This is a genomic window from Echinicola shivajiensis, from assembly GCF_018642165.1.
In the GTDB taxonomy this organism is placed as follows: Bacteria; Bacteroidota; Bacteroidia; order Cytophagales; family Cyclobacteriaceae; genus Echinicola; species Echinicola shivajiensis.
The window spans coordinates 277,859-297,316 of record NZ_JAHHZM010000005.1 but is presented as its reverse complement, the minus strand read 5'-3'; the positions used below and the strand labels follow the sequence as shown (position 1 = coordinate 297,316).

Below are 19,458 nucleotides of genomic sequence, written 5' to 3'. Positions count from 1 at the left end.
GATAAATTACCTAACTGATTCAATCTTCAGGACAACACTTTCTCTCCCCTTACTCACTCTGGGATTAAAGCCTACCTTCATTAAAAAATCCCCGGAAAATGTCTTTTCTGAGTTGATATAAGAAGTACTGCCGGGATACAAATTAATCTCCTTGATCAAATACTTTTTGTTAGGATTCAGCCCAGCAAGTTTAATCGGCCTTTTACTTCCCTGATCATATCTGTTGTTTACCAAATAGTTAAATATGATACCTTGATCTTTGCTTTCGTCTATATACATCAATGAGGCTACTGCTTCTTCCTTTGGATCTGAAAGTCTAAAAAGATCCCCATGCCAAATAATATCCTTTACTTCATCATAATTTTTTACCGCACCTTGCACGAATTTGAGATCATTACCTTCAAGGTCCCCAATAACAATATCAAATCCGAGTTTCCCCATCATGGCTACATCAACGCGGAACTTGAGTGGTTGCTTTCCCCATTCTGTTACATGGTTAGAAACACTGATTGATGGATAGAAATACGAATATTCCCATTGCATAAAAATCCTTTCCATTGGATCGGTATTATCGCTAGGCCAGAATTCCGTGAAATATTGCAGGGCACCATAATCCACTCTTCCTCCACCTCCTGAGCATAGCATCATCGGAACTACAGGGTATTTTTGTCGGATTCTCTCCAAAACATTGTAAAGTCCTTTTACATAGTCGATATAAAGATGGCTTTGCTTATCTAGGTGATCGGAATAAGCATTATAAATGACCGCATTACAGTCCCATTTTATATAAGCCAGATCTGGATTTTCTGTAAAAAGTTCATCTACCACATCAAAAACAAAATCTTGTACATCGGGATTGCTAAGATCAAGCACCAGTTGATTTCTAAAGTAGTGCTCATCACGTTTCGGTTGTTTGATCACCCAATCAGGATGCTTATGATACAGCTCGCTCTCTGGATTAACCATTTCTGGTTCTATCCAAATTCCAAACTTCACATCATTTTTAGATGCTTCCTTTACTAATGAGGCTACCCCATTAGGTAATTTCTTTCTATTTGCCTGCCAATCTCCCAATCCAGCATCATCATTATTTCTAGGGTATTTGTTTCCAAACCATCCATCGTCCAATAGAAAAAGATCAACACCAAGCGTTTTGGTATCCTCTAATAATTCAAAAAGTTTTTCTTCATTAAAATCGAAATAAGTAGCTTCCCAGTTATTCAGTAGCGTCAGTCTGCTGCCATTTCCATCTAGAATTTTATAATCTTTTGCCCAAGAGTGCAAATTTCTACTTGCCTCCCCCTTGCCATTATGTGAAAGGGTGTGCAAGAATTTTGGCGTTTCAAAAACTTCATTGGGCTTGAGTTCATATTCGGATGCATAATTATTCATCCCAGCAATCAATCTCAAATTATCACGGTAATCTAATTCAAAATCTATTTTAAAATTGCCGCTCCATTCCATAGCGCCAAACAAAACAGTTCCTTCAGTTTCTGTTGCTGGCTGGTCCATGGCTACCATAAATACAGAAGGCTGAAATAAATTTGCCCTGGTTCCCAATTTGGAATCCAAGGTTTTCAACCCGTGAGTCAATAGACTTGTTTCAGGATTCATCTCTTTGGCCCAATCTCCCTGATACTGGGTCAAATAATATTGGGCATTTCGAAAATATAGATTTCCTGATGCAAATTTCGTGAGTCTAACAGACTTCTTTTCATTATGTAAAATCTCCGTCCACTGCTCTATTATATCTTCCTTATTATAGGACTTGAAAAATAATCTTACCTTAAAATCATAGACAGGGTCTTCTAGGGTAATATGCAGCAAGGAAACATTATCATCAATTGTTTCACTCTCATGCTCCACATATTTCAAGGCCAAAGAAGTGTTCCCATCATAATGAACGACAGAAACAGCTGGTTCCATTAAATTCTGGGTTCCAGCAGGAGTGTATGCCGCATCCAAAACTTCAGAATAGTCCCCTGTTTGGTTATACTGTGTTAAGATCTGCTCGTAATCGCCAGAATCATTTAATTTTCTCCCATAATAAGCGACCCTAAGATCATTTTTTGGTGAGACAGCCAAAATCAGCGCATTATTAGTTGTTTCAACAGGCAGATATAGCGCTTTCTGGGCATAGGCATCCCTACCAAAAGCAACAAGAAATAGTCCGAATAAGGCAATGAAGGTTCTATTAACCGAAATAATCATTGGTTTAATTTTAAATTTAAAGATAACTAAGTAGGGATGCTGTCGGGGAATAGGCACAAAAGTTCCGTTTACCTTATTTTTCAGGTATTATTAAAAGCATCCAAAATACTAATATTGATGTTTAGGGCCTCTCAAGCCCCACCAAAAGACAGGAATTTTCTAAAAGAATAATTAGTGGGCCCTGTCAAATGGCCCCACTAATTATTCTTCTTTAATAGCCAGGATTTTGGTCCTCTTCATTAATCAATTCATTTTGCTTGATTTCTGACTCTGGAATAGGATATAGGTTATGATATGCTGCCATGGTTCCAGAAGCCTGAGCCCATGGATTCCTTTCTGTTACCAATTCAACCAGGCTGCCCGTCCTTATCAGGTCCATTCTTCTCCAACCTTCAAATCCCAATTCCCTCATCCTTTCATCGAGAATATTATCTCGAAATTCACTTTGGGACATACTGGAAGACCAAGTATATTCAGCTGGAAGACTTCCTCCAAATGCCCTTGTCCTAACGGTAGAATTTACAAGTTGTACTGCTTCAGCTGTTCTCCCTAGTTCATTCATACATTCTGCTTTGCAAAGCAAAATATCAGCTAGTCTTAAATAATAGATCAGTCCACCAGAGTACCAGAAATTTTGGACTCCCTGTGTTCTGGAATCTTCAAACTTCTTGGTATGGGGCTCTAGTTCATCCTGTTGTCCTGTCCATGTGATGGAAGGGACTCTGCCATCAGGCAGGGTAAAATCATACCTGATGCTGGCCCATTTTCTGGCATCACCAGGTTCCCATATTCCTCCTTCATCAATATCCTTATGATAATAAGCTGTTGGAAGGATAAGATCGTATCCTCCGAAATAGGTGTTATTATCCACATCAGCTACAGCTCTTGAACCAGCGTGATGCTGTGCCATATTATTATCTGGATAAATATTTACAAACTGAAAAGCGTAAATTGATTCTGATGTATTTTGGTTAATGGTGGTATTGAACAAATCTGCATAATTATCCACCAAACCATATCTCGGAATAGCTTTATCAAAATAAGTAATCGCTTTCTGATAATCCCTCACTTCAGACTCGATTGGAGCATAAAGGTATACTTTCCCCAACAATGCTTCAGCTGCTCCCTTAGTAGGGATTTTCGGATCCTCCTCAGTATCATTTAAGTGTTCGACAGCAAACTCAAGATCTGCAACAATAAACTCAAACACATCTTTCAATGGTTGCCTTGATTCTTGGAGATTCTCGATATCAATAATTGGAATAGGTCCCCAAAGCATCGCCAATTCAAAGTTTAAGGTTGCTCTGATAAAGGCTGCCTGCGCTTTCAATTCATCCGATTGGGCATAATAAATAGCCTTTGCGGCAGCACTTACCACTGGCCATCTTTTACTCCACTGTTCCGCTAGAGAGGAGTTGGCGGGATTTAATGCCCCATTGTATTTATCCAGAGCTGCCTGCACATTATTTTCCTGTACCTGCTGACCACCCTGTTTGGCTTCATCAGTACCCAGATTGAACATAAAGCCTCCTCTGTCCTGCTTGGTATTCCTCCATTGCAGATAGAGTCCGGAAATCAACAATCGAATATTCTCTTCATCGCTATATACTTGTTCTTCGGTAAGTTGTGTTTTGGGTTCCTCCACCAAAAATTCGGAACAGGAAACATTTATGAACAGTATAGCTGTATATAATATAGCTAAGCTTATATTTTTCATGATCTAATTTTTTAAGGTATATAAATTGGACAATGCTCAAAAAGAGCCTACTGGCAATCCTTAGGCCTTAAAAGCCAAGGTTAAGCCCAAGGACAAACATTCTTGCTGTCGGGTACCAGTCACCATTTTCAGGATCATATCCCTTGTATTTTGTCCAAGTGAGCAAATTATTACCGGTTGTATATACCCTACAGTTGCTCAATCCTATCTTGGATATCAGCTCTTGTGGAAAATCGTAGGCTAAGGACAGCGTAGCTAGTCTTAAGTAAGAAGCATCTTGAATTCCCCATGAAGTCTCTCCAGCTGAAAACCTGCTTGGGTTGTCGTAAGTTGCTCTTGGGATATTAGTATCCGTATTTTCAGGAGTCCAGCGATCCAGCATATCCTTATGTGTAGCACCATAGCCTGTTCCACTCATTAGGCTTTCATAGAATCCGCTAACTCTCTTTGCCCCATATGAATAAGTAAATACTGCGTTTAGCGTAAAGTTCTTAAACATTATATTTGAAGAGAATCCACCATAGAACTTAGGATCTTTTTTTCCTATAATCACCCTATCATCTTCATCGATTACCCCGTGACCTTCTTCTCCTTCTGCTTGTTGATCTTTTGGAAGTATATCGCCTGGTTTGAGGGTTTTTCCTGGTAGGGATAAGGAGTTCACATACTCCATATCTTCCTCTTGGATTATCCTATCAAATTCCCACATATAAATGGTATTAATGGACTCCCCGAGGAAGAAGTTTCCTTCTCTTTGGATGTCAGTTCCTGTAAACCCACCGAAGCTATATATGGCATCTACATCCCCATATAGTTGGGTTATTTTGTTCTTGTCAAAAGAAATATTGCCAGAAACATTCCAAGAAAGTTCCTTTTGGTCGATCAATTTGGCGTCAACAGAAAATTCAAATCCCCTGTTTCTCATTTCACCGACATTTTCAATTGCCTCTCTGTACCCTGTCAAAGTAGAAAGCGACCTTCTTACCAATAAATTGGAGTTGACGATATTGAAATAATCGGCAGTAAACTGGATTCTGTTATTAAGCACCCCTGCATTGATTCCGATATTGAACTGGTCTTGCTTCTCCCAAGTCAATGCTGTGGTACCTCTTAATCCAGTAGAATTAAATGAAACATTTCCATTGGAATAAACCGGGTTATAAAGGCTAAAGTAGGCATAGTCAGGTATGTTCTGATTTCCTACACTACCATATCCAATTCTAAATTTGGCCTGGTCTAACCAAGATTGGCCTGTCATAAATTCCTCGTTGGCCAAGTTCCAAGCAAAGGCCACAGAAGGGAATACACCCCATTCATTTCCCTTTGCAAACTTTGAAGAACCATCAAGCCTACTGGTGAGCGTAATCAAATACCTGTTATCATATTCATAATTTAGTCTTCCCAAGTAGGACATGATGGTTGATTGTACCAAATTGGAACCAAGATTAAAATTCTCCTTATCGAAGGCTGCACCTAAATTATAATAACCAAAATCATCCGTTGGGAAGTCCCTTGCACTCACATTGGTGTATTTAAATTGATTTTTGATCATACTGGTGCTTACAAGCGCATTGATCAGGTGTTTATTATTGATCAGCTTTTCATAACTAATAGAATTGTCCCACTGGTAATTAGAAGCATGATCCAGGTTATGAATGGCCCTTCCCCTAAATGAGTCCCTGAATGCTTGCTGAATATCACTAGGAATGTATTCATAATATTCCTGGTCTATGACATCCATTGATATAGTCGAACGGATATTCAGTCCCTCAATAGGATTGATATTGATATAGTTGGATGTCAGGATTCTACTCTTTGACCTATCCTTATTGATCCTTAAGGAATTAAGGGGATTCTCCATATTGATATCCCAATTGTTTCCCCAAGCCAAGTAAAGTGAATCGGTACTAATGGGCAATAATGGATTAGCTACACTTGCTACACCAAAAACCTTACCGTCCACAAATTCATCCATGCTCTTTGAATAGGTCGTATTCGTTCCTACTTTGAGCCAAGACTTGATGTTTTGCTCGGCATTGATACGGCCAGTATAGCGTTTGTAAGCGGAATTTTCTACCAGCCCTTCCTGATCTACATAACCAAAACTTAAATAGTAATTTCCTTTATCACTTCCCCCGGAAAAACTGATGGTATGGTTTTGTTGCATGGCAGATCTGGTAACTGCGTCCAGCCAGTTATAATTACGTCCATTATTATAAGACTCGATCTCATAGTCTGCAAACCACAATTTGCCAGGACCCAAAAGTTCATCATTAATAAAATCATCCTTGCTAGCATTAGGATTGGCGGCATAATAGGCTCCTCCTACATTTGCGGCATTTTCCAAAGCATCTATTCTGAGTTCAAACATGTCTTTGGCTCCCAAGGTCAATGATTCATTCACAAAATCCTGAACACCAAACCATCCTTCATAACTGACCTTTCCTTCTCCCGACTTACCTTTCTTGGTAGTAATGACCACAACACCATTTGCCCCTCTGGATCCATACAGGGCAGTTGCTGAAGCATCCTTCAAAACATTGATGGACGCCACATCATTCAGGTTGATCATATTAAAATCCCTGTCCATGATAATCCCATCCACCACATAGATTGGGTTCCCACCATATTGAAGGGAATTATTTCCACGAATTCTGATTCCCGCATCTGAACCTGGCTGTGGATTGTTCTGGATATAAACACCAGCAGCACGTCCCTGTAAGGCTTCATTAATAGAGGTAACAGGCCTTTCCTTAAGCTTTTCTTCATTAACATTTACCACGGCTCCGGTTAGGTCGGACGCTTTCATGGAAGTACCTACTATCGATACTTCATTTAAGGTTAACAAGTCAAGTTTAAGGACGATATCTATTATTGACTGATTGTTTACTTCTACTTCTTGGCTAGCAAAGCCAATAAAGCTAAACTTCAACTTTCCATTATCCGGAACATTAATAGAGTAATTACCATCTATGTCTGTTATTGTACCCACAGCTGTTCCAATAACAACTATCGTGACTCCGGGAATAGGAATCCCCTCCTCGTCAACAACAGTTCCCGTGACTTTTTTGTCCACTTCAATACTGACAGAGATTTTATTCCTTGCGATCTTCTTGACGCTAATATTATTATCTACCTGCTTAAAAGCCAAGCGGTGGGTTCTGGCCAATTCAAGCAAAACATTTTCCAAGGACTGGTTTTTCACCTGAAGGGTAACAGGAGAAGAAGACTCGGCTAAAGTAGGATTATAGATAAACTCAAACTGGGTTCTTTTGTTAATTTCAGAAAACGCTTCATCAAGTGAAACCTTATTCAGATCAAGGCTGAGATGGACTTTTTTGAGATCCAATGATTCCTGCGCCTTAGATGGTGCTGCATAAATAAGGTTAAGAAAAAGCAGCTGAAACACAAACCCATATAGATAGTATTTTCCTATCATACATAGTGCATGTAATGTTTTTTTCATAAATTAGAGGGTGTTTTATTGTTAATTAATTAGCATTAGAACATCAGCAAATAGTCCTAGCCTGAGAAACTTAGCTATTTGCCAACATCATAGGCCAATGGTATTTTCAGATATCATTGGCTTCTTTTTTTTGGTTATTTCAGGGATCCTTCATCGCTTATTATTTTATAGGGTTAAAGTTTATTGTTACTTGTTTTTGATCAATCTCATACTCAAATCCCATCGAATAGGACAAACTTTCCAGTACATTAAAAAGGGGTTTATTTTGAAATCTTCCTGATACCCTCAAACTTTCATCTTGAGGAAAATTCTGAACATCAATATCAACGCCATACCACCTTTCCAGGGTAACGACCACCTTATCAAAGTCTATTTTCGGAAAATCCAACACGCCTTTCTTCCATAAGAAGCCCTCATCTAGATTAAATGATGACTTATTGAAAATATTCTCCTCTGAAACCTCAGCCTCCTCTCCAGGTAAGAGCATCACACCATTATTTTCATCTGAGCTTTGATAAACCTGTACCTTCCCTGTAGCTAGCTGAACATTTACTTGGTCTTTCCAATAGGCATTTACATTAAAGGAGGTTCCTAGGGCCTTAGTAATAACCTGATTGCTATGCACTTTAAAAGGTAGATCCTTATTGGGTTTCACTTCAAAAAAGGCCTCACCAACCAGAAAAATTTCCCTATTGGATATTCCGAAGTCTTGTCCATATTTGACCTCACTATCAGAATTTAAATAAGCGATACTACCATCAGGCAACTTAACTTTCAGCTTTTGACCACTTGGACTACTTCTTACCTTCAGGGCAAGTACTTCAGATTCATTTTGCTTGTTTTCTTCATTACCATTAAGCCATGTATTCGCAGCGAAAAATAAAATGAAACCTGACGCAATCAATATGAGGACTGATGCAGCGATTTTATTCCATGAAATAGGATGTACATTGACATTAATATTCTTGACTTTATTATCATTCCCGCTAATGCGTTGCCTTATTTTGGCATAGGTTTCCTCGTGTAATTCTTGATTCCATTCAGAACCCACAATATCTAATTCCAACAGAATGTCTTTTGCTTTTAACGCCAAATTTGCTTTGGAAGGATTATTTTTAATCCAATCCTCCCAAAGCTTATAATCTTTGGGATCTTTATTAAAAGCCCAATTTTTAAAGCTTGGCTGCTTTAGAAAGTCATCTAATTTTTCGTTTTCTATCATTTGGCAATGCTGCGTTTCTACAGGGAAGAGCCAAATAATGGGAGAATCTCACAGAAAAATTTAAAAAATAATTCAACTTTACGCTATTCTCAAAAATGAGATTATTTCATTAACAAAAACCTATAAAATCAATGTTTTCACTACACATTCCCTAATAAAAGAAGCAATAAAAAAATCAACATTTTCCTGTTTGGCAATTTTTCTTTTAGGGTTTTCAGTCCTGTAAATATCAAATTATATAAGGTGGTAATCTTAACGCCCATAAGTTCAGAGATATCTTCATAATCCATTTCCTCCAGGTACCTTAAGTGTATAGCTTCCTTTTGGCGTGAAGGAAGGCTTTCCAATGCCTCAGTGATCTTATGGTTTCTTTCAAAAATAATTTGGTTCTGGAGCAGCACTTGTTCAAATGATTCGTTCCAGGACATTTTATGCTGAAATTCATCAAAGGATTCTCCAGAGTAGGACCTATTGATCCTTTTAATGATTTCCCTTCTCAGGGACGAGAATAGATAAAACTTAATTGATTTTTGAATGGAAAGCTTCTCCCTAGCCTCCCAAATATGGACAAAAATATCCTGTAAAACATCACTGATTAAGTCAGTGTCACCTGTAAACCTACGCCCATACTTATAGAGTTCTTTTGCATATTTATCATAGACAAATGAAAACGCCTTCTCATCTCCCTCGGCAATCAAACGCCACAGCTCATCATCCGCTTTTACAAAATTCATCAATGGGTTATTTAGGATTACTAGGTCTTTTCTACTTAATCAGAAAAAAAGCACACGCATGTTACCATTAATTAATTGAAAATACAAGCAAATAATTATTAGGGGCTTTCATTCTGGGCTATAACAATCACGAAATAGAAAGCAAAATTAAAGTAATTATTGTTGAGTTCTATTTATAAACAGCTACTCCAAATGTTTATAAAACAAACATTAATTAGTTTACAAAACAAACATTTATTATATTTAGTAAGTAATCAATTAACCAATATATTCTATGAACTATTCAAGTCTAATTCTCCCATCTGAATATATGATTGTCGCCAATACTGAATGTTGTGAAGATAGTATCATTCAATTAAAACAATATTTAAAAAACACTATAGGCACTTTTCCAAGTGCCTATAGTGTTCCGCATATCACATTTTCTGCTTTCTCAATGCAAGAAAAACATCAAGACCTTATAATTCAAAGGTTAAGACATAAGTTAAAACAAGTATCATCCTTCAAAGTAAGATTAGATGGATTAAGTGCTTGGGAAAGTTCAAGCACCATATTCATACAGACCAGTCAGGAAGAATCCCTAAACTTGGGTTCCATGATATTCCAAGCATTATATAACAGGTTAGTTACCGAAATTCACCACAGCTTAAAGACAAAAAGTGGAACGGCCCATGTGACTGTTGCGAGAGGTCTATCACCAGAAAATTTCGAAATAGCCAAAGCGTTATTACTCCCAATTCCCTTTAAGAAAGAATTTACTGTCAAACAAATTACCCTTCTGAAGAGAAATGTGAATGCAATATCTTGGACAGAAGTTTGCAAAATCCCATTGCTTGCTATAATTCCAAACAATCAGAATGGTTCTTCTCAACTTCCATTATTTCCATAAAAACAAAAAAGCCACCCCAAATTAATGAGATGGCTTAGTGATTATTTATATCTTTTTGCCTTAGGCCTTCAGCATTAGGCTTTTCTCTTTAGACCTTCAGCTTTCGGCCTTCCTTCTTTTGGCTTTAGGATTTCAGCTTTCGGCTTTAGACATTAAGCATTAGACTATTCCTCTATAACCGTTTCCTTCTTCCAAAGTTGCTCAGGATAAACTCCTTTTTGATGCAAATCCCTTAAAGATTCCTCTACAGACTCCTTATCCTCAGGGTAGGTTACCCCAAACCAGGTTTTGCCTCCCTCTAGGATATTCACAGATGCCTTTCCTTTCTCAATCAATTGATTCACAACGGTAGGGATATAAAATTCCGCTTTTGGGTTTTCCTTATTTTCCTCTAGGAATTGATACCATCTTTTTTCCGTCTCCTCAAAAAATGATGGCTGGAATCCCCAGCAATTCATAGATACAGGAGTTCTTTCATCAATCTCCAAAACATCCTCACCCATCCTACTGATGACCTTCTCCCCTTCCCTGGCTATCTTTTCTCTTTCCGTCATTCCGGTCAACTCACCATTTGCATTGGATGTACACACGCCACGATTTACGGTGCCATGTTTAGATAGTACATTCTTAAGGGCATAGCCCACCATACAGTGCTTATTTGGCTCTTGAGCACTCCCTAGGTATTCGCCCAACTGATCAATGGCTTCCTTACCATAAAAATCATCCGCATTGATCACCGCAAAAGGTTCTTGAATAACATCCTTTGCACATAAAACCGCATGGGCAGTACCATAGGGCTTGGTTCTTTCAGAATTTTGATAAGCTGCAGGTACTAGACTGCTGAGGGACTGGATGACAAATTCCACCTGGATCTGATCCTGGATTTTATCTAAAAAGCGCTCAGACACCAGGTCAAGGATTTCTGCCCTTACGATAAAGACCACCTTGCCGAAACCGGCCTGGATGGCATCATAAATGGCATATTCCAAAATGGTTTCGTTATTAGGGCCAAAGCCATCGATTTGCTTATTCCCCCCATACCGCGAGCCCATCCCCGCAGCTAAAATCAATAATGTTGGTTTGATTGAATTCATATTTATTTCTATTTATTAGGGTCTCTTGTTATTTAAGGTTAGAAAGTTGGATATAACTGACAGAAGACAGGCTTGCGAATTATTTATTTGAAAAAACGTCATTGCGAACTCTGGACATTGAGCTTATCGAAATGTTAATCCTTCTAGAGGTCTACATTTTCTCAAATATAAAAGAACTGTATACCGAGAGCTTCAAATCAATGTCATCCTGACAAAGGAAGGATCTCTAAAGCTAATTGTTACTGGAAGAGATTCTTCCTATCGTCAGCCTAGCCTGCCCCGATTACTTTCGGGGACATTTTATTCACGTCAATGGTAGGACGATCAAAGAGAAGACACGGCAATCCCGCATCCAGTAAAAGTCCCTTCGAAAAGGATAGCCAAACATAACGACATTCCACATATGATACCTAGATAGCTTGCTTAACTAGTTATTTGATAATTGGGATTCGGGATTGCCGCTGGGATAATGTTCGTTATATTAATTGTTTAACGTTGCCTTCCATCCCTTCGGCCTTTGACCTTCGGCTTTCGGCTCACTCTCAAATCTAGCGTCTCAAGTCTCATATCTACTTCAACAAATAAATCAAATTCGCCTGAGCAAACACACTGAACTTGTCCTTCCCAACAGGAAACTCCTCCGTACTATTTTCATACAACTGCCATTGATAGTTCATCCCATTGATAAATTGTAAGCGCGAGCTGAGCATAAATCGATCCCACTGATAATCAAATAAGAAACCAAGAGATAAATCCACCCAAGGCTGACGCTCGTCTTGATATCCCAATCCTTTATAATAAAAGTCCTGGTGATTGGCCAATCTTTCTAATAGTATGCCGTATTTATTCAATTTATCTATCAGAGATACTTCTACAGTTTGCACATTGCTTCCAGTTCCTATCCCTACACCTAATGGTCGACCTAAGTGAGTAAAGCCTCTTACCTGATAATGTGTATGCCAAGAAGTTCCCCCTCCTAATCCTATATATCTTATATACCGATTCACTGATTCTTGCTGCTGAGTCATTTCAGCCCTTAGTTGAATTAATTTATTAGGGTAGGGAAGTTCAAAAAGCTTATTAAATCCTAATAAATAAGCTCTCGCATGTTCAGGGTTCATGACAAACTCTCTAGCAGTATAGGCATGATCCCTTCGACCATATTCAAAATATAGCTCTGCATTTGCCTTGGTAAACAAATATCTTCCAAAAACCGAAACTTGTTGATCCTGCCTCTTCCCATCATAATCAACTGAGTTACCATTATTAAAAAGACTACTCTTGGTAAAGGTTTCAAAGATGGGAAACCAATCTCCAAAGGAATTCCCTTTATCTTCATTATATTGTTGAAAGGTCCTATTTAACCCAAGAAACAAACCAGGCACCCACTTAGGTTGATAACTTATGCTCATCCCATTTAAATAGCGCCAGTCTTCTGATAAAGGATTAAAATATTGCTCATTCAATTCCTCCCACTGGCTGGGTGCATAACCTGATGGTTCCAGCCTTCCCATAATTATCTGCCCCTCGAAAGACCCCAAAAATGTCTTTGCTGGCTTGGTGGTATTTAAAGTTAAATGGGAAAACCCTTGGGCATTATTGGAAAAGATCAAAGCATTAAATTGCCCAGGTCCCCACCAAATATTTTCCGTTGATGCCCCAATCTCAAAGGCTCCATATCCTAGGCTAATTTTGGATTGCCCTAAACCAAATTTGGAATAACTGTTTTCCCCAAACCTTTCCGGTGTGTCGCTATTATTCCATAAATAATATTGTGCGCTGTTGGTGGAACCCAAAAAATCCTTGGGATATCCGAAATAGGAACTATTCTGTGCCCATACCCATTCAGGCATCAATTGTATATTGATAAAATGGAATTTACCCGCTATACCTCCTGTTACCAAATTCTGGAAACCCACATTGGGAATCATGGTACCATTGCCCCAACCATAGGGTCTTCCTGAATTATAAGCAGTGGTATTTCTTAATGGTAAATAGCTGATGTACTTTTTATCTACATTTCCATTTTTTTGTCCTAAAGTGCTACCTATTTGAAAACCTGTATAATCCTTATACACCTCATTACTATAAAACAAAGATGGCTGAAGTGGTCGAATATTAAAACTAATACCCGAATCCAATTCCCCCAATAATTGTTTCCTCCGCATAGCTTCCTCAAATACCGGCATTCCTGCAAGAATAGATTGACCGAACAGCGTGGTCGTTCCTTGAATTAAAAGAACCAAAACGAATAATACCTTAATAAATCTAATCAAGTAATCACATTTCATTATAGAGAAGAATATTGAGCAGTCCCCTTATTTAAGCTACAACTTCCCTTAAATTCCTTAATAGCCCTTTTGCAAGCTTCTTTCTGTCAAAATCCCGGGCAAGTCTCTCACAACCAACCTGGTAATCATAGTATTTATTTTCATCGTTGGATATCATAATTACTTTTTCCAAAAAGGTATATTTATCCTCAGGGATAAAACATGCCCCCGCATCATAACTTTCTATGATTCCCTTTGTCTCCCCTTCAAGTCCCAATAAAATTGGTCTTCTCACTGCAGCTGCTTCAAAGATTTTTGAAGGGATTACAGTTAAAAAAGTATCGCTTTTTTTCAAATTTACTAAAGCCACATCCATCAAGTTCAAATAATCAACCACTTCCTTTTTAGAGACCGAATCCAAAAACAATACATTTTTAAGTTTATTTTGTTCTGCTTTAGCCAACAATTTTTTCTTCTCAGCACCATCTCCCATAAATAAAAATAATAGATTTGGATGAGAGTCTTGTAGCTCTCCAACACTGTCCAAAATAAAATGAAGGCCATGGGCCATACCATGGGTACCGATATAGGCAAATATAAACTTATTTTCTAGTTGATGCTTTTCCAATAAATAAGCAGGCTTTTCCGACTCCTTAAACAAATCTAAATTTGCTCCGTTCTTAAAAACACTGATTTTATTACCATCAATTCCTTTTTCTATAATTTTCCGTTTAAATGTATCTGTCACCACCACAATATGGTCAGCGGATTTGTACATTTTAACTTCTAACCATTCAAAAAAATGGATAAATAAGTTCTTTTTCATCGCTCCTACTGCAATGATGGACTCTGGCCATAAATCCCTGACTTCCATCACCCACTTTTTCCTCTTAAAGAAAGACAAAAACCATCCGGAAATCGTTGTAAAAAACTGAGGGGAAGTCGCAACGATCAAATCCGTTTTCACAAACAATCCCGCCCAAAAAGCCATAAAGGCATAACTGATATAATCCAATATCCGCTTTACAAATCCCTCGTTGGCAGTGATATAGGACCAGACCCTTATCACTTTAATTCCATCAATTTCCTCCGTTTGATAGAGTTTATTTTTATACCCTTCATAAACTTTCCCTTTAGGAAAATTTGGCACACAGGTGATGACGGTTACTTCTACTCCCTCTTTTACCCATTCCTTACAATGCTCATATGTCCTATTGGCAGGAGCATTGACTTCTGGTGGAAAATTATCCGTTAAAAACAATATCTTCATTACAAATACTTAAGTTAATCCACATAGGTAGCTCAGGAGTATACCCCCGGTTTAAGCCAGCACCTATGCTCAGTTTTAATAAAGGGAACTGGATGCAATCGGTTTTTCTTTGTAAATTTCTACAATAGCCTGGATGATTCTTTCCGCAGTATTACCGTCCCACTTTTCAATACCTTTACCTTTTTTCCAATCTCCGGAAAACAATTTCTGCATTGCCGGAGCAATGGCTTTTGGATCAGTCCCTAAAAGCTCATTGGTTCCATGGGTAATGGTTTCGGGCCTTTCAGTATTGTCCCTAAGTGTCATACAAGGCACTTCCATCACGGTCGTTTCCTCAGTAATCCCTCCCGAATCCGTCACCACACACTTGGCCCTTTGGACCAAATAATTAAACTCCAAATACCCAAGGGGCTCCACCATATGCAGTCTTTCATGCGATATGCCTAAATTCTCCAGCATTTTTCTGGTCCTGGGATGAACCGGAAAAACTAAAGGCAAACTATTTGAATGATTCACAATTTCGTCGATCAACTCTTTGAGCTTTTCTTCCTGATCCACATTGGCAGGACGGTGCAAAGTCATTACAAAATAATTACCTTCCTCCAAACCGATTTCATTCCAAACTGCTGGTTTCTGGAACCTAGGTCTATGCTTTAATAGGGTATCGATCATCGTGTTGCCCACAAAGAATATCCTGTCTTCCTCTATTCCTGATCTCCTGAGGTTCTGGTTGGCCACCTCTGAGGTAGTAAAGAAATAATTGGTAATACTATCGGTCACCATTCTGTTGATTTCCTCCGGCATGGACCAATCCCCCGACCGGATTCCTGCCTCCACATGGGCTACAGGTACATGAAGTTTCTGAGCAGAAATGGCACAGGCCATGGTAGAAGTCACATCCCCCACCACCAAACATAAATCAGCTTTCTCTTCCTGAAGCAATTTTTCATAGCCTACCATAATAGCAGCGGTTTGTTCGGCTTGGCTTCCCCCTCCTGCTCCCATATTCACATCTGGCTCGGGAATGCCCAACTGCTCAAAAAAACTTCCCGACATATTTTTGTCATAATGCTGACCGGTATGGATCAACCTAAAGGATATCTCCTCACCACTTTTTTGAGCTTCTTTAATAGCATCGATAATCGGTGCTATTTTCATAAAGTTAGGCCGCGCTCCTGCTATTAGATCTATTTTCATGATTTCAAAAGAATTGTTTCTGTTCCTTAAGTTTATAATATTTAGCTGAATCTCTTTCCTTAAATACCCTGGCAGGATTCCCCCCTGCGATGCCCATAGGGGGTATATTGCTGGACACCACACTACCAGCTTGAATAATAGCTCCTTCTCCAATCGTGACACCGGCCAAAATAATGACATCCAATCCTACCCACACATTATCTCCGATAGCAACATCTTTGGTAATCACCGTTTCGTCATAGGGTATTCTAGCCCCCAAATAATTATGGTAAGTGGTCAGGATCCTCAGGTTTTTGCCGGAATGAAAATTATCTCCAAAACTGACTTTACCGCTCCCATATATCCTGCAACCATTAAAATTCGCATTGCTCCCAAAAAAAGTGTTGGAGGTAAATATGGAAAGCCCATGAATATGGATGTCAAAGACCCTAGCATTCTTGGATAGTAGGTAGGCAACCGTCTTAAAAAACAACTTCTTAAATCTTCTCAGTACTTTTCTCATATTTTCTGCTTTTCATGACTACAAACACATACATGTATATCCCCGCTACCAAGGTGGCAATAGCGCAACCATACAAATGAATTTGTGGAATCAGCACGACATTTAAAAGGATGGTTATTAGGGCTGCTCCCAGGGTGATCACCGATAGGCTTTTGGTATCTTTCACATAAAAGAAATAATTCGATTCGAAGCGGTAAAATGACATAAACACATATGCAACTGAGATAATGATGACCAAGTTGAACTGGATTGAGTAATTGTCAAAAATATCGGTAAAAAGCAACAAAAACTGTACTAAACCGATAATAAACATACTAAAAAAAATCACAGCCAAATAAGTGGCCTTTCTGATTTTATGTATCTGCTCATGCTTTTTGCCCTTCATCATTTCAATAAAAGTCGGTAGCCAAGCTAAATTAAAACTAGTATATAGAAAATTAACCAACATTCCCAATTGGTAAGCCACGGCATAATTTCCAAGATCTTCTTCAGACAAAAAATATAGGATAAAAAACCTGTCACCGATATTAAGGATATAGCCGGAAACCATATGCAATATCAGGGGCAAACTATAGGAAAGGGACAATTTCAGAAGCCTCTTATTGCCTTTCAACAAATAGCCCTGCTTATATAGGATACCAATCGTCAATAAGCCAACCAGAATAGCAGCCAAAACATTGGGCAATACACGATAAGTCCAGTCAAACTGATCTCTGTACAAATAAAAAATAAAAAGAAGGAACAAATCCAATACAATACATGAAACACGCAGCATCAAATAGGATCTGGCCTGTTTTTTTGCCCTAAAAATGGATAACTGAATTTCTATCAGTTGATTGAACAAAAAGAAAATAATACAATAAAAAATGATCCACCAATAGGTGTTTTCTATGAAAAATGTACAAAGGTAAAGCAGGGACATTCCTAGTGCCGCACTGACAAAATGTAACGAAACGATATTCCCTACAAAAGTTTTAAAATCCGTCTCCTCCAAGTCATAATAAAAACGGATAATAGACTGCACAGTACTCAGACCCAAAACCGGAATCAGTACCAAAGACAGATTCCTGTAAAATTCCACCATGCCATAGTCCACAGGAGAAAGGATCTTGGTCAATAAGGGCAAAATCAAAATTGGAAGCCCCGAATAGAGGGCATTGGTCAATCCATAAATTAAGGAATCCTTAACGAGAGCGGATGATTTCAATCTATTAACGGTTGCCAACATGTTTTTTTCCTCTAAATACGGTAAACCAGTTCAAATCTTTATATTAAGTAATTCTCTGAAAACCGATTAATTAGTACGAGATAGTATTAAATATTTAGCATGATTGAGTTCCTAAAACACTTAAAACAAAAGCATTGGATAAAGGAAGGAATAAAAAATTCAATCAAAGAAACCATGGAACTATAGATCAAACCATACAAGAGATATTGAAAACGGTGATATATGGATTCTAATTTCTGACAAAATCTTTTTTCTTACCTTCCAAAATCTTCTTTGTCTCATGTATGAAATTTTCTCGGAAGCCTGTAACAAAAAACTCTTTCCCCTCTTCAGAAATTTCGTCTTTGCTTACAAAAGGCTGTACATTTATTTTTTCAGCAAGCTCCTTAGGGGATGACACAAATGAGACACTCTTAAAACCTTTAAGCTTATCACCATAATACGTGGAAGCTTGATTTTCTATATCCAATAAAATGGTTTCTACACCAAACGAAAAGGCCTCAAGTGCACATGTAGAGTTAATGGTTACATGAAAATCCGAAATCTGGAGCCCTTCATAAATATTGAATTTATTGGCTATTATTATATTACGATGTATTGAGGTGCTTAATTGATACTTTTCACTTCTCAAAAATAAAATATAAGCAATTCTTTCATCAAACTTAATGGCATTATTTACAAAATCAATTAATTGCTTTTCAAAAGGCTCTTGGAAGCTTATTGCAACCAATTTTGTGAACCCCCTTTTTCTCAATTGCTCCTCAAACTTTGTAATTTCCTTGCTTTTCTTATTATACTTTTCCAAGAAAGAGTACCCAATTGGAACTACATTATCACTATTGATGAAATAGTTACTCTCATCGAAAATCTTTAACTCTTGATTCCCATAAGTAAACAGATAATCAGGAAAGAGATTCGTCCCCAAATTTGTATTTACATTATAGGCCAGGTGTCTCTCATTAATAATTCCATGTTGAATTTCCACAACAGGAACACGCTTTTCTTTCAAAGCCTTGATGAAACCATATGAAGAACCTGAGTAAACAAAAAAAACAATTTTAGGATCTAATCTTCGAAGTAAAAACCTCATAAAATAATACTGACCTAAGAATCTTCTTGTTAAACCCCGGTAGTCCAAATTCACATTATACTCTTTTAAAATATCCTTTAAGATATTCTCATTCTCAATTTTAATCTTTTTACCATAAATTCTCTCAAATAGATTGACTCCTACGTAGAAAATTGATTGCCCTATTATATGTCTTGTTGGTATTTGACCTCTTTTAAAATGAATGCCGGAAGGGAATGGATTTTCAATTTCAAATGCATTATCTAAGCTAACCAATGCGTCTTCTATTACTCTGTCATGATAAAGTCCCTCAAACTTTTTCCGTCTATCTGAGGATGAAAAAAAAATATACTCGGCATTTTTTATTTTCAATAGATCACCAAATCCATAAAACAAATTCTTCGCTAAATGCCTAAAAAAAGATCCATTTATCTGAATACTTCTTGAACCCATTCCATTCTTTTTTCTGAGCTCTTCAAGTAACTTCAACCTTAAAACCGGCCAAATAGGGTCGTTCAATACCTTAACTGATTCTAGTGAATATTCTTTCTCTATATTTTTTATAACATCATCAAGCATAAATATTCTT

Annotated in this window: 13 protein-coding genes; 1 reads left to right on the top strand and 12 read right to left on the bottom strand. The window is 37.9% G+C overall.

All coding sequences use genetic code 11. The features are described from left to right. Window positions 1–6: 6 nt before the first annotated feature. The 5 genes from KMW37_RS11435 to KMW37_RS11415 form a co-directional block, all read right to left on the bottom strand. Window positions 7–2,211 (bottom strand): alpha-galactosidase, encoded by a 2,205-nt coding sequence (locus KMW37_RS11435; RefSeq protein ID WP_215224753.1) that lies wholly within the window; start codon window positions 2,209–2,211, stop codon window positions 7–9. A 211-nt stretch (window positions 2,212–2,422) separates the two neighbouring features. Continuing rightward, a complete protein-coding gene (locus KMW37_RS11430) occupies window positions 2,423–3,928 on the bottom strand; it encodes a RagB/SusD family nutrient uptake outer membrane protein (RefSeq protein WP_215224752.1) in 1,506 nt (501 codons plus the stop codon). A gap of 67 nt (window positions 3,929–3,995) precedes the next feature. Beyond that, window positions 3,996–7,394: a TonB-dependent receptor gene (locus KMW37_RS11425; protein WP_215224751.1), complete on the bottom strand. Its 3,399-nt coding sequence runs from the start codon at window positions 7,392–7,394 to the stop codon at window positions 3,996–3,998. A 160-nt stretch (window positions 7,395–7,554) separates the two neighbouring features. Next, complete coding sequence (locus tag KMW37_RS11420; protein WP_215224750.1) at window positions 7,555–8,616, bottom strand: FecR family protein; 1,062 nt, start codon at window positions 8,614–8,616, stop codon at window positions 7,555–7,557. A gap of 140 nt (window positions 8,617–8,756) precedes the next feature. Beyond that, window positions 8,757–9,350: an RNA polymerase sigma factor gene (locus KMW37_RS11415; RefSeq protein WP_215224749.1), complete on the bottom strand. Its 594-nt coding sequence runs from the start codon at window positions 9,348–9,350 to the stop codon at window positions 8,757–8,759. 274 nt (window positions 9,351–9,624) lie between these two features. On the opposite strand from KMW37_RS11415, the gene KMW37_RS11410 reads away from it, so the two are divergent. Beyond that, window positions 9,625–10,239, top strand: coding sequence for a 2'-5' RNA ligase family protein (locus KMW37_RS11410; RefSeq protein WP_215224748.1), 615 nt, complete (start codon window positions 9,625–9,627; stop codon window positions 10,237–10,239). A 164-nt stretch (window positions 10,240–10,403) separates the two neighbouring features. Here KMW37_RS11410 and KMW37_RS11405 read toward each other — a convergent pair whose 3' ends face one another. The 7 genes from KMW37_RS11405 to KMW37_RS11375 form a co-directional block, all read right to left on the bottom strand. Then, window positions 10,404–11,333, bottom strand: coding sequence for a nucleotidyltransferase family protein (locus KMW37_RS11405; RefSeq protein ID WP_215224747.1), 930 nt, complete (start codon window positions 11,331–11,333; stop codon window positions 10,404–10,406). A gap of 569 nt (window positions 11,334–11,902) precedes the next feature. After that, window positions 11,903–13,609: a capsule assembly Wzi family protein gene (locus tag KMW37_RS11400; protein WP_246581450.1), complete on the bottom strand. Its 1,707-nt coding sequence runs from the start codon at window positions 13,607–13,609 to the stop codon at window positions 11,903–11,905. A 46-nt stretch (window positions 13,610–13,655) separates the two neighbouring features. Beyond that, window positions 13,656–14,873 carry a glycosyltransferase family 4 protein gene (locus KMW37_RS11395; protein ID WP_215224745.1) on the bottom strand — a complete coding sequence of 406 codons (1,218 nt, stop codon included), beginning with the start codon at window positions 14,871–14,873 and terminating at the stop codon, window positions 13,656–13,658. A 75-nt stretch (window positions 14,874–14,948) separates the two neighbouring features. Beyond that, on the bottom strand, window positions 14,949–16,070 hold the full coding sequence (gene wecB / locus KMW37_RS11390; protein WP_215224744.1) for a non-hydrolyzing UDP-N-acetylglucosamine 2-epimerase: 1,122 nt from the start codon (window positions 16,068–16,070) through the stop codon (window positions 14,949–14,951). Between the two features lie 4 nt (window positions 16,071–16,074). Next, window positions 16,075–16,572, bottom strand: coding sequence for an acyltransferase (locus KMW37_RS11385; RefSeq protein ID WP_215224743.1), 498 nt, complete (start codon window positions 16,570–16,572; stop codon window positions 16,075–16,077). Further along, window positions 16,547–17,800: a lipopolysaccharide biosynthesis protein gene (locus KMW37_RS11380; protein WP_215224742.1), complete on the bottom strand. Its 1,254-nt coding sequence runs from the start codon at window positions 17,798–17,800 to the stop codon at window positions 16,547–16,549. Before KMW37_RS11380 ends, KMW37_RS11385 begins: the two co-directional genes overlap by 26 nt. Window positions 17,801–18,029: 229 nt before the next feature. Beyond that, a complete protein-coding gene (locus tag KMW37_RS11375; protein WP_215224741.1) occupies window positions 18,030–19,448 on the bottom strand; it encodes a hypothetical protein in 1,419 nt (472 codons plus the stop codon). Window positions 19,449–19,458 lie beyond the last annotated feature (10 nt).